Origin of the sequence: Planktothricoides sp. SR001 (assembly GCF_001276715.1) — a bacterium.
In the GTDB taxonomy this organism is placed as follows: Bacteria; Cyanobacteriota; Cyanobacteriia; order Cyanobacteriales; family Laspinemataceae; genus Planktothricoides; species Planktothricoides raciborskii.
In genome coordinates, this window is record NZ_LIUQ01000091.1 from 1 (window position 1) to 12,468 (window position 12,468).

Genomic DNA, 12,468 nt, shown 5'->3' on the forward strand with positions numbered 1-12,468 from the left:
ATCAAAACCCCTACAAGATTAGTTTTGGGAGAGGGGAGAGGGGTGAGGGCTTATTTCCCAATTGATTTAGGATTGCTATAAAAGTGAATTTATCGTGCGTTCAACCTTTATTTATCGCATAAAACGCCAAAAATGGTGATTCTATAATAAAAATATTCAAAATACATCTCGGTGATTACTCTCAAAATTAATATCCCGTTAGGCAGAAATTTAGTTTGGCATATTTGGGCAAAAAGCAGGATTTTAAATTGGGTTTCATCAATGTAAATAAATCTCATGCCAATGAGTTACAACTATTTTATTTAGATTCTATTTAGATTGAAATATTGTTGCTTTAACCAGTAAATTACTAGGGAATCAAGGATTTCACCAAGTCACCGTCAAATTACTGGGATTAATCTATTAACCGGATATCCTGGAGGACTGTTCGTTAATTTTGGTCAATCAAGGCCATAACCACTTTTAGGTAATTCATCAGTACCAATTCAACACTTCTGCAAATATCAATTAACAAATCACCATAATTTTAGGAAAATTTAACAAAATCTGGCTAATTCTTTCAATATTCAGTATATGCATTCACTATAATGGTTGATGTGGCGGGTTAATCAGCGATCGCGCCACATCAACCATTCGTTTTTTTTACCCACCAGGAGCCCTATGATGCAAAAACAGCAATTTGCAGCCGGAAAATACTTTTCTGTTTTAATTTGGCTATTGCAAGACCGGCAAAACTTTCTCCAAGAAATTTCCCAAAACGTACAACTTTACCAAAAAATTAACGCCTTGCTCATTTGTAGCTCCATATTTTTTGCCATTTATGGCGGAATTATTGGCGCTTCTAGCAGTTGGCAACAAGCTTTAGCCTCAATGGTGAAACTGCCAGCTTTGTACTTAATGACATTAATGATTTGTTTACCCACATTATACTTTTTTAATGTCTTTTTTGGCTCCAGAAAACCGTTTGGGCAATATGTCGCTCTGTTATTATCAGCAATGGCGGTGATTAGCGTCTTATTATTTAGCTTTGCGCCCATCACCTTGTTATTTATGACGACGACTACCAATAACTATCAATTTTTTAAATTGTTGAATGTAATCATATTTAGTCTAACCGGATTTTTGGGGATTAAATTTTTCTATGAAGCAATGCAAGCCTTCTCAGAAAACGAATTGGTAGGGCAAGAAACCCGCGAGAAAATTTTGCAATTGTGGTTGATTCTGTATGGATTAGTGGGCTGTCAACTCGGTTGGACACTCCGACCTTTTTTTGGCAATCCAGGAATGCATTTTGAGTTATTTAGAGAAATGGGGGGCAATTTTTATCTAGATATTTTGCGGGCTCTGGGTGAAATTTTCGGTTTTCAATAAAGTAGGAGCAGTCCTGAAGAATGTTTCTTGGCTTTGTTGGGCGAACCCCCCGCATTCGCGGGGGCAAGCTTCGGGATCCGCTGCGCGGTATCGCCCCGAATAGCCAGCACCAAATGAATAGCTCTGATAAAAAAACGGGTTCCACCGAAAGCGGGCAGACCCATTTTGAGGACATGAATTTTCTTTCACTCTTGATTGGCTGGAAAAGATTTTAGATTTTAGATGAAATTAACCCTCTAAAATCTAAAATCAATCCCTGCAAAATATCAATTATAGAGGTCGATACACTCGATAGTTAATACTGGGGAAAATATTGTCGATCGCCTCGACTTTTTCCAGCCAACCGGAATCTATTTTTCCGCTATTTACATCATCATAGATTTTATTTAACCGCATCAAATGCGATCGGGTGCGCCGCACCGCATAGGGAACCATCGTCCCAGTCCGCATAATAAATGCCCAGTCCGAAGACTGCGCCAGCAACAACTCCCGTGCCGCTTGGTTCAGAGCTTTTTCTTCCAACTCGTCAGCCGCCTCGCGAAGGCTCAACGAAATCATCCGTTCCGCACCCTTGTGCAAATGGGAATAAATCCAAGCATTCGTATCATTAAGCCAATACTCGTGATATCCCTTGTAACCCCAACTGGACTGGGACGGACGGCAAACCTGGTGAGTTTTGTGAGTCCGCAGATAATCCGCCAAATGAGTCATCTCATAAGTCCCTTGGTCATACCAAGACTTGCGGAATAAATAATCAATAAACCAGGGGCCTTCATACCACCAGTGGCCAAATAACTCAGCATCGTAAGGAGACACCACAATTGGCGGACGCTGCATCAGATTATAAAGATGATCCACCTGTCTTTCCCGGTTGAACATAAAGTTCCCGGCGTGTTCGGCAGCTTTTTCTCTAGCCCAGTAGGGATCGTAGAGTTGTTTATCCCCTAAACCCAAACCGCGCCCGGTAATCTTGTGATATTTAATCCCAATATTCTTGCGCTGTCCATTGGGCATAATGTAGGGCTTAATATACTCATATTCCGCTTCCCAGCCCAAGTCTTTGTAAAACTCTCGATATTCCGCCGCACCAGGATAGCCCACCTCAGAAGACCAAACCTGTTGTGAAGACTCATGGTCTCGACCGAAAGCCGCCACCCCTGTTTCCGTGAAAATTGGCGAATAAGTGCCAAACCGAGGCCGAGGCCGACCGTACAAAATCCCGTGGCCATCAGTCAGGAAATAGCGTAAACCCACATCTGCCAGCATCCGCTCCAAGCCTTCATAATAAGCACATTCTGGTAGCCATATGCCTTTGGGGGGACGACCAAAGTTTTCCTCATAATGCTGGCACGCTACTTGTAATTGAGCCCAGACAGCTTGGGGATACATTTTCATCAATGGCAAATAGCCATGAGTCGCCCCGCAGGTGATAATTTCTAAGTTATTGCTGTCTTGGAATTGTTTAAATGCCGTTACTAAATCTCCGCTATAACGCTCCCATATCTCGCGAGTTGCGTTAAACTCGCTGGCATAATGTTCGGCGAGGTAACGGATGTGGCCATTATGTTGATTGTGTTCAATTTCTAGCTCGATCAGTTCTTCGAGCTTAGATAAATGTTCGTCATAGCGTTCTTGTAGTAAGGGATCCCGGAGCATGGAGACTAACGGCGGAGTCATGCTCATCGTGATTTTAAAATCAATCCCATCGTTCCTGAGTCCTTCAAATACTCGCAGTAAAGGGATATATGTCTCGGTAATGGCTTCATAGAGCCATTCTTCTTCTAGAACATAGTCACTTTCTGGGTGTCGGACAAAAGGTAAATGGGCATGGAGAACCAAGGCAACGTAGCCAATAGCCATAGTGATTTTTCCGTAGAAGATAAAACCAATCTTATCGGTTTGTGAAAATTTTACAGTATTTTAAGATTCTAAACTTAAAAATAATGCTGCATTCATCGTCAGGACTTAGGCGAGAGTCTTAATATCTGGTCGAGACAATTCCTGGCCTGGAGATATCGGCGTTTTTCCCTTGAGTCAATCCGGGTTGGCACCCTAACCTCATCTTTGCCGATGAATAGTTAGGTATTTGTCCAGGGCAATGGCACCTGTTGATCCCCAAATCGTCTCATAATGAATTCAGAAACGCTTACAAAATAACGCCTACATAACACCCACGAAATCAAAGGAGCAAAAATATATGCATCCAAATATGCATCCAAAAAACTTGTTTGTTGTTATTTGTCTGTTTACTGGGATATGGATCGGGGGGACTCCCAGTCAAGCGGAAACCGATCGCCCGATTGAGGCTCAAATACTGGCTCAAAATGTGCCGTCTCAAAGGACGCAACCACGGAATCAAGGCCGAGACTGGTCTCAATTGGTGATCCGCGCCCAAGACCTGCCTTCAGGATTTCAAGGAATGCCCGCTGATGAATTGAACCAGCTTAGACGGGAACTAACTCAAGAAGGCTTGTCCATAGCCAGTGTCTTTGCTTTTATAGAACCGAATAATTTTGAGATGCTGCTGGGAATGACCACCCCCCTACAAAGTCCCCAGGAACAGAATGACTTTGAGGCAATTTTGGCCTCACCCGGATCTCTGCAACGGATGATCACAGAAGGGATGGGGGCTACACAAATTCTCCAACAAACTCCGTTAAGACTGGAGAATATTGGGGAAGCGGTGGCCGGGGTTAATCTGAAATTAAATATGGAAGGAGTTCCGGCCAATTTGGATATCGTGGCTTTTCGTCGCGATGCCATTGGTGCTTTTGTGTTTTTGCTGTATCTTGAGGGACAAACCCCTCAAAGACCAATTGCCAATTTAGCTCGTACCCTGGATAATCGGGCTAAGGGCATTTTAGCCGCACCGAATTAAAGCATATTTGGCATATTTATGAGTGAAATCAACATCCGTTGATTTGGTTGATGTTGAAAGGTGAAGCGATTTTTGATGTTGTCTTGCTCAGTGATTCGCGAATCCATCAGATGCTCAGATTCATTGTCCACGGATTTTCTCAGTGGTGTGAGCGATGCCGCGCAGCGGATCCCTTGCGAGAATCGCTTTTGGAAAACAATGGGAAACAACCTGATTTCTGTTATTCAATTAACTCAATTGTCTAGGGAGGATTCTTTCCCCTTCGTTCCTATAAGCATCTGGTGGTGATTTCAGTGCCTTAGAGAAATCTCTCGGTAGCCGATGCGATCTCTGGAGTCGAATCTGGCCAAAACATCAAAAATCAAGCGGATTCAACCACTGCCAAAGCTGAGGTATCAGGGCTTTGTTGGGAAAATTTCTGATTCATCTTTAACTCAGCTTCAATCCTGGGCTAAAATGTATAAGTGATTATCAGAAAATATGATTTGTCAGAGTCAATGGCTGATACATTCATCCCCGTTGCCCGATCATTCCCCCGTTTTAAACAAGCAAGCCCGATCCCTTTACTGAACATAAACAGTAAACTCTAGTCATTAGGCTGATTCAGTTCTATGCCAAGTCAAATCCCAAACCCGTCAGATTCTAGTATCAATCAAATCGTTACTCGCATTTTTACCACCCATAGAATTACTCGTGCGGATCAACAAATTTTTATGGCGACTCTGTTATCTAAGGATTCTTTATCCCCTGAAGAGCAAAGTCAAATCGATCGAGTATTTGATGGGCTTCGCCAAGGATTATTGAGGGTCGTAGACTAGCTCTAGGTCTTTTTTAATCAGGGGGTGGCAGGTGACATGAGATTGTTTTGGTTTTTGCCGGTTGACGGTAAACGGAAAAATTTAAGCTTTGCCATTTAGCCAAGGGATAAATGCTAGAGAACGTCTGACAAATCTCGTAAGATTTTTCGGATGGATCGTTAAGCCCAATCCGGTGGTTTTAGACCGGGTATCAGTCATCTGAGTCAAAATTATCTTTTTCGCTGTTGTTAAGTAAGACTGGTTTTTTCCCAGACGAGAATTAAAACTTTGGTTAAGAACTCCTTACCATAAAACCGTTTAATATGGGTAGTCTTAACAGTAGAATTAATCCAATAATCCGTACTGCCCTATGCCTTTATCTAAAGCACCAACTGATCTCAAAGAACGCGCCAAACAAGGTGACGAGAAGGCGATCGCCGCCGTACTCAATCACTTTTTCCAACCCCAAGGGATTACCGCTAAAGCCACTTTGAAGCAGGGAAATCTACTTCTCTTGATTGAATCAGAAATGGTTCCAGATCAGGATACCCTCGTTCCCTTCATTCATCAAGGACTTGCCAATTTAGGTATTGCGAATATTAATCCGAAGGTTAAAATAGGCGGACGCCAAATCGGCGGTCGCACTGCTTGGCAACAGCAGATCGATCTAGAGCATCCACCCGGACCCATTGTTGCTGATGGTGAGAATGATGACCATGATGGTGACAATGATTTGCCCTTGGTGGATGACGATGATATGCCCATTGAAGACAATGATTTCCTCGATCAGCGTTCAATGGCAGATGATGATGATGATGACTATGCCCTAGAAGGGGATAGCAGTAAACAAAACCAGAAATCCTCGAAGAAATTCTCTAAAAAGAACCTGTTGATTTTGGCGGTGGTATTGTTGTTATTCCTAGGTGGAGGAGCCGCTGCTTACTTTTTGTGGCCTGGTTTTCAGGCGGAAAAAGAAACCACCGATTCTCAACCGACGAGCGTGCCTTCTACTCCGGCATCTCCGGAAAAGCCAGCGGACGCATCCAAGGCCAGCGAAACGAAGACTACACAACCACCGGAGGCCACCAACGCTCCTAAACCGACTCCAGGCGGCAGCCCGACTCCAGTTGCCAGTGCTACAGCCCCACAGAACACCTCTACTCAGGGGCAATCCCCACAGTCAACGGTAACAAATGGAGCGAATTCTGCCAGTGGTTCGGCAACAATTTCTGTGCAATTTTATCAAGCGGTCAATAAGGCGAATCAAGCTTGGGAAATGACTCAAGTGGCCAGCGGTAGCGAAGAGTGGGAAAAAATTGCTACCCTCTGGAATGAGGCTTTGGTGTTAATGAAAGAAGTGCCAGCAGATCATTCCAACTATAGTATCGCTCAAGACAGAATCCCTAAATATACAAAATATCGAGATTTTGCCAAACATATGGCAGAAATTACTCGCCAGTAAAATTATGAGGTTTTCCGGGGCTTAGTTTATGGTTAGTCAGGACTTACGATCTAGATGTTATTCTTGATTTTTTCGGAGCAAAGCCTCTGAGATTAGTTTTGAACTGCGTAAGTCCTGACCCAAGTTTATTGAATTAAATTTAGGCTGTATTTAGTGAGAGAAAAATTCACAAAAAAATCGGCATTTTCTGTTGGAGAAGGTTAATATGTAGTGATATATAGGCTTCGATGAAATTAGGATTCAATGACACCATCTAATTTGCTAGAACTGGCTAAAAAAGGAAATGCCAGGGCGATCGCGCAACTGATTAACCAATCTTTGCAACCCAATGGAATTACGGCTACGGCTACGGTAAAAAATGGCTGTTTAGAGGTGATTCTAGAAGCGGAGTTACTGCCTAAACAACAAATTATGGCTAACTTTATTTATCAAGGAGCCCTGAGTTTAAAGGCTGATTCGATTACGTCTTTAGTTGTTTCTGGCAAAAAGTTTAGCAATGCCAGTCCCAGTTGGCGTCAAACTTTTGATTTAAGCAATCCAGGGGCGATCGCCTCAACTTCAGAAACTATTGCCCCAAAAAAACCGCGTCTATTTAGCGGTGTTTCTCAGAAAACTTCAAATAATTCTTACAAGTCAAAACCCGTCGCTCGCCAACCTTCCCGCTCAGATTCGCGAAAACCTCGTCTGGAAAAAATCGTTGAATCGGTGAATCAAGAACCTTTATCTCTGGAAGAAGAATGCGAGCAACGACTGCGGGAAATTGGCCGATTTCCCCGTGAAGGTTATTTGAGTCTTTCATATTATTATGCGATTCCTAAACTGGCTAAATCAACTTTAACTTTAGTCCAGTCTCCGTCAGAAATTCTAGAGGCGATCGCGGTGCGATATCGGGGAGAATTAGCCGCCTTATTGCTGACAGATAAATATTTAGCCTGTTTTTTATTTCCTGATTTTTTCCGAGAAGCTAAGAAGTCTTTTGTGTTTATGTTAGAACAAGTGGATCAAGTGTCGATCGCTCCTAATGGCCTGATTGTCCATCCGAAAAAGTATCCATTGATTAAGCTATTTTTTCAAGATAAAAATTACGGTCAACACTTAAGCAATAGTCAACTCTTTCAGGCAGTGGCTATTGAAAGACGCCGCCGGATTAATCCAGGCAATTATGAAGTGACTTTAAATTTATTTGGGTTTTTTGCCTTTTTTCTAGCCCTAGGTTTTAATGTTTTGGCGATTTATTTAGTGATTCAGCATATTTTAATTTATTTAATTGGTTCAGGAAATTAACTGGCAATTAATTGGTCTGCTTTCAGGGCTGACGATTTAGGCTTTAATCACTGACGGGGCATTTCCCGAAGAAGTTGCCCCGTCATAAAACTAAATATCCATATCCATATCCATATCCAGATCCATATCCGTATTGATATCTGGGGCAAGTTCTAATGTTTTTAAGCCAATGCCATTTTGATTAAATTCGGCGACGGTTTTTTCTGAGAGATCGTGGGTGGCGATCGCCTGTAACATGGCCAAGGGTAGGGTTAAATGATCCGCCCCCGCTTGCAAGGCTAAGGCAGCTTCTTCTGGGGATTTAATACTGGCGGCTAAAATTTCTGTATCTGTACCTTTGAGAATTGCAGCCATATCTCGGACTAGGGCAATGCCATCTCCTAATAACCGAGTTGCCCGGTTAACATAAGCGATCGCGATTTTTGCCCCCGCTTCTGAGGCGATCGCCGCTTGAATGGGATGATAAATTGCCGTGACCGAACAGGTAATTTCCCAAGATAAAGATGCCACCACTTCAAAGCCTACGGGAGTCGCCGGAATTTTCAAAATTGTTTGGTTGCCAATGATTTCATAAGCTGCTTGTCCTTCGGCGATCATCCCCTCATAATCCATCGCCGTCACCTGATAAAATACTGGCCCAGGGGTTAAGCTGGCTAATTGAATTAGGGTTGTTTCTGGGGGTTGTTGGCTTTTTGCTAATAAGGTAGGATTGGTGGTGATGCCCTTGACCCAACCCATCCTGCGGGCGATTTCCGCTTCAGAGGCGATCGCCGAATCCAGATAAATGGCCATTATTTTTTCTCCTGTATTAATTCTAAAATAGAATATCAATTATGGGGTAATAACTTTATAATGAGTTTACAATAACTTGACAATGACTTTATTAAATCTCGCAGAAATTTGTCCAGTCACCCGCACCTTGGGACCCGGACAACGGTTTGCTCTTTGGGTTCAAGGTTGTTGTTTTAACTGTGGCGATTGTATTTCTCCAGAATGGATTCCCCAGATACAGGCGCACTTGGTAGAACCCACGATTTTAGCCCAGACTATTTTATCGGTTCCTGGCACTGAAGGGGTGACGATTTCTGGGGGAGAACCGATGTTACAGGCTGCGGGTTTAAGCGAATTATTAACCGAATTGCGCCAACAGAAAGATTTATCAATTATCTGTTTTACTGGCTTTACTTTAGAGCAGCTATTGGCGAAATATGACCGAAATATTCAGCGGTTTTTGCTCCAGTTGGATGTCTTGATTGATGGGCAATATATGGCAGAATTGAATGATAATCAAGGGTGGCGCGGTTCGGCGAATCAAGTGGTACATTTTCTCACAGACCGACATTTACCCGAAGTGGATTTATTTCGCGATCGCCCCCGAAATGTGGAAATTCATCTGCGCCATGATGCTGCCTTAATGGTGGGCATTCCTCCCCATAATTTTTCCCAACATTTTCGCCAGGCAATCGATGTGGCTTCCGGCAAAACCTAGGCATATCGCTGAGTGGCGATCAGGTTTAACCCGTGGGCTAAAATCGTGGGCTAAAAAAATCAAAGATGAAGAAGTATTTTCTGACCCGATACCGCGAAATTTCTGGCATAACTTTTCACCAATCAGGATCAATAAGTCGGAAATTGAATGACGATTTAGTAATTTTTTGATAAAAAAATTAGAAAACAGGATCCCTTTTCCTAGGGTTGATTGGCTGGAAAGATCAAACAAATGCCTCCGGCACGCTTCGCGATCCGAAATTCAAATAACAAGCCAATTAATACTTCTTCACCTTTGGGTTTGGCTGAGATTATGCTTCGTCGTAGGCTTCTAGATCCAGAAGGTAAATGTAAGGTTCTACGAGTTCAGGTCGATGGAATGCGATCGCCCTGAGTAGATGCCAGTCATTTAAGCCATCAAAAGCATTGTCATACTCATCTAGATCGAGACGTGCAGCGAGACTTTTTACCTGATCTTCTGTCACTGCTGCAAGATCGTCTGTGGAAATTGTCGAATTTACCATAGTTCGCCCCTCTCGTGAATAGCACCTGCCTACGGATGCATCTTTAATTGTATCGCAACCTGCTAAGTAACAAACCAAAGAGTCAAGATTTAAGAGTCAAGGTTTAAAAGTCAAGATTTATCTACGCTTTGTTCAACGGTGGGTTTGGGGGAGATTACTTGGTGAATAAAATTACGCATCAGGGTAATCTCTTGTGGGCAAATTTCATGGCTCATCTCAAATTCATGGTATTTTACCGATGCCCCTAACATCAGGTACATTTCTCGGGCTTGACGGGCTGCCTGCAATGGCACAACCGGATCGTTGCTGCCGTGCATGATTAACATCGGTGGCAGGCGATCGCCCACAGGTTCCGGGGCGGCGTGCAAATAACCACTCATGGAGACTAAACCCGCGACAGGAATTCTCACTCCCACATCCAGGATCATCGCCCCCCCTTGGGAAAATCCGCTTAAAATCGTCCGAGAAAGTGGCACACCCGTTTGACTTTCTAGGGATTTCAGCCAGTCTATGAGCATTTGCCGACTTTCCGCTAACCCAAAATAATTCTCACTTTCTAAGTCGTACCACATTTGACCACCGGGGACCGTGTGATGGGGGAATGGGGCATCAGGAAAAATAAATTGGTACTCCGGTAAGTTTAATGCCAGTCCGAGGGGGGCTAAATCGTGTAAATTCGCACCCCAACCGTGCAATAAGACGATTGCGCCTTGGGGGTCTTGACCGTTTGCGGGAGGAATGATGTTTGCTTGTAATGACACCAGATTTACTCCATAAAATCAAAATTGCTGCCTAAATTGTAATCCTTTGACATTGGCTTGGGCTTTCTTGGTGATTTTTTTGGCAATCCCATAGACCCCCACCGCCAACCATCCCCATATCACTTGTGTCTCAGAAACCCGGTTGGTTCCGGGTTGATTGTCTAGTCCACTAATTCAATATATTGACTATCAATTAAAAACGCCGCTTTCTCAAACCGAACCGCCCAAGAATTTATCGCTTTTTGTTCAATGACGATGCCTTCTTCCCCTATGCGAATTACATTAGGAGGCCGCAGCATTGGGATGGGTTCCGCTGTTTTAATATAGGGGGGTAGTCCTACTACTTTGACTTTTTTGCCGACAGCAATCTCTTGAGACATTGATTCTTGGCTCCCAGTTTTCTTGGTGTTTGTTTGATGCTTGATTTTTTGTAATAATGATATATTATATGATAATATATCACCAATTTTTTGGCCAATAACTAATTTTTCTTTGTCACTCTTGGGAATATTCTTTATCTGAAAGTTGTTTCTATAATAACAAGCAACCAGAAATTTTTCTACTTGATACCCTTTACACGATCTATCTAATCCATGAAAATAACTTATTTTTGTACAACAATATTGAAGATAGCGTAATTGATATAATATATCCCCATTGATGTGGAATAGATAAAAATCCCCAATAAAAGTAGAATATAGTGTTTTATAACGCTTTCTTAATATCCCCTGTACGAGGAATATTCAATAAACTGAGCCAAAAATCGTTGAATCGATAGTTTTGTTTTTTTTCTTTTATGACCATATTTATTAAGATTTTTTGACTGGCATTCGGGATAAATCATCGGCTGGCCTCACAAGAAAGATTTATTCGCCTCGATTTATACCATCCTATGATTTTACAACGCTCTGTTACAAACGTTACCTGAAAATGAGTCCGATGCGATCGCGTCAATTATTCTGGAGGAAATTGAGAATCAACGGGGCTCGGATGAGGCTTTCGCCGCTTTTGGGGATATTATTGCGTTCCTTGCCGCCTCAGCAATGACTGAATACCACTCTGGTGAAACCCAAGAACTTGATCCAGAGAATCGGCCTTACGGCTGAGGTGCTTGAATCGACCAGTCTGTCGCCTGCGATCGAGGAGTTGGGACGAGGTAGCAACAGCAATCATCGCTATGTTTTCTTTTAATGTTCATCCTTTTTCTTGGATCTGATCGGGGGTGCCTGCACTACCAGCTTTGCGGGATACCGCCTCTATCAGGTTCAAAGGTGATATTGCCAGCATTGTCCGTTTCCGGGAATAGCCGGAAAACAGGATGTCGCGTAAATGTATCAGAAACACCCACTTCTTACAAGTTCTTAACAATTGTTAACAAAAAAAACGGGCATCAGGTATTGACACATCAAAGAACGGATGATATTGTTTGGAGGCTGAAACAATGAAGGCAGCCAGAAAAAAACTAATACATTTCTAGCTCCTCCATGAAATCAGCATCAACAATGAGACAAACAAAAAGGTGTATTACCATGGCTGTCGAAAAAACTAATTCTTCTTCTAGCTTGGCTGAAGTTATTGACCGGATTCTTGACAAAGGGATCGTTATTGATGCTTGGGCTCGCGTCTCTCTGGTCGGAATTGAATTACTGGCTGTTGAAGCCCGAGTCGTGATCGCTTCTGTTGAAACCTACCTGAAATATGCTGAAGCCGTTGGTCTGACTCAATCGGCTGCGGTTCCTGCCTAAGAACTTACATAATCATAGATTCTTCAGTCTTGCGACTGAGGAATTTTTAAATTTTTGAGCGGTATCTGCTTTTCTTTAATTGCCTGACTTTGGGAATGGGAAAAATTCCTCCCACGGGGGAGAAAAGAAAAGCAGTTATTTCTACTGTCTAACCCCCA

General features: G+C 42.8%; 13 protein-coding genes. 7 read left to right on the plus strand and 6 right to left on the minus strand.

Annotated elements, in window-relative coordinates; all coding sequences use genetic code 11:
• Positions 1 to 660: 660 nt before the first annotated feature.
• Complete coding sequence (locus tag AM228_RS27605; protein WP_156332116.1) at positions 661 to 1,371, plus strand: actin-binding WH2 domain-containing protein; 711 nt, start codon at positions 661 to 663, stop codon at positions 1,369 to 1,371.
• Positions 1,372 to 1,641: 270 nt separating this feature from the next.
• Here AM228_RS27605 and AM228_RS27610 read toward each other — a convergent pair whose 3' ends face one another.
• Positions 1,642 to 3,231 carry a glycoside hydrolase family 57 protein gene (locus AM228_RS27610; RefSeq protein ID WP_054470126.1) on the minus strand — a complete coding sequence of 530 codons (1,590 nt, stop codon included), beginning with the start codon at positions 3,229 to 3,231 and terminating at the stop codon, positions 1,642 to 1,644.
• Between the two features lie 337 nt (positions 3,232 to 3,568).
• Here AM228_RS27610 and AM228_RS27615 point away from each other — a divergent pair, with 337 nt between their 5' ends.
• The 4 genes from AM228_RS27615 to AM228_RS27630 all read left to right on the plus strand — a co-directional run bounded on the left by AM228_RS27615 (position 3,569) and on the right by AM228_RS27630 (position 7,792).
• Complete coding sequence (locus tag AM228_RS27615; protein ID WP_054470128.1) at positions 3,569 to 4,249, plus strand: hypothetical protein; 681 nt, start codon at positions 3,569 to 3,571, stop codon at positions 4,247 to 4,249.
• A gap of 611 nt (positions 4,250 to 4,860) precedes the next feature.
• Positions 4,861 to 5,067 carry a hypothetical protein gene (locus tag AM228_RS27620; RefSeq protein WP_054470129.1) on the plus strand — a complete coding sequence of 69 codons (207 nt, stop codon included), beginning with the start codon at positions 4,861 to 4,863 and terminating at the stop codon, positions 5,065 to 5,067.
• A 349-nt stretch (positions 5,068 to 5,416) separates the two neighbouring features.
• Positions 5,417 to 6,508, plus strand: coding sequence for a hypothetical protein (locus AM228_RS27625; RefSeq protein WP_054470131.1), 1,092 nt, complete (start codon positions 5,417 to 5,419; stop codon positions 6,506 to 6,508).
• A 243-nt stretch (positions 6,509 to 6,751) separates the two neighbouring features.
• On the plus strand, positions 6,752 to 7,792 hold the full coding sequence (locus AM228_RS27630; protein ID WP_054470133.1) for a hypothetical protein: 1,041 nt from the start codon (positions 6,752 to 6,754) through the stop codon (positions 7,790 to 7,792).
• A gap of 90 nt (positions 7,793 to 7,882) precedes the next feature.
• Here AM228_RS27630 and AM228_RS27635 read toward each other — a convergent pair whose 3' ends face one another.
• Complete coding sequence (locus AM228_RS27635; RefSeq protein ID WP_082349188.1) at positions 7,883 to 8,584, minus strand: transaldolase family protein; 702 nt, start codon at positions 8,582 to 8,584, stop codon at positions 7,883 to 7,885.
• Between the two features lie 82 nt (positions 8,585 to 8,666).
• Between AM228_RS27635 and AM228_RS27640 the strand changes: the two genes are divergently transcribed.
• Entirely contained in the window at positions 8,667 to 9,281 is a 615-nt protein-coding gene (locus AM228_RS27640) for a 4Fe-4S single cluster domain-containing protein (RefSeq protein ID WP_054470135.1), read from the plus strand.
• Positions 9,282 to 9,591: 310 nt separating this feature from the next.
• Here the strand turns inward: AM228_RS27640 and AM228_RS27645 are convergent, their stop codons facing one another.
• From AM228_RS27645 to AM228_RS33785, 4 genes are all read right to left on the minus strand, one after another.
• Complete coding sequence (locus tag AM228_RS27645) at positions 9,592 to 9,804, minus strand: DUF2555 domain-containing protein (protein ID WP_054470136.1); 213 nt, start codon at positions 9,802 to 9,804, stop codon at positions 9,592 to 9,594.
• Between the two features lie 110 nt (positions 9,805 to 9,914).
• Positions 9,915 to 10,565, minus strand: a complete 651-nt coding sequence (locus AM228_RS27650; RefSeq protein ID WP_054470138.1) for an alpha/beta hydrolase — start codon at positions 10,563 to 10,565, stop codon at positions 9,915 to 9,917.
• A gap of 161 nt (positions 10,566 to 10,726) precedes the next feature.
• Positions 10,727 to 10,945 carry a regulatory protein SipA gene (gene sipA, locus AM228_RS27655; protein WP_054470140.1) on the minus strand — a complete coding sequence of 73 codons (219 nt, stop codon included), beginning with the start codon at positions 10,943 to 10,945 and terminating at the stop codon, positions 10,727 to 10,729.
• 637 nt (positions 10,946 to 11,582) lie between these two features.
• Positions 11,583 to 11,738, minus strand: a complete 156-nt coding sequence (locus AM228_RS33785; protein WP_156332117.1) for a hypothetical protein — start codon at positions 11,736 to 11,738, stop codon at positions 11,583 to 11,585.
• A 356-nt stretch (positions 11,739 to 12,094) separates the two neighbouring features.
• Between AM228_RS33785 and gvpA the strand changes: the two genes are divergently transcribed.
• The gene (gvpA, locus tag AM228_RS27660; protein ID WP_054470142.1) at positions 12,095 to 12,310 is read left to right on the plus strand and encodes a gas vesicle structural protein GvpA; all 216 of its coding nucleotides are present in this window, start codon (positions 12,095 to 12,097) and stop codon (positions 12,308 to 12,310) included.
• Positions 12,311 to 12,468 lie beyond the last annotated feature (158 nt).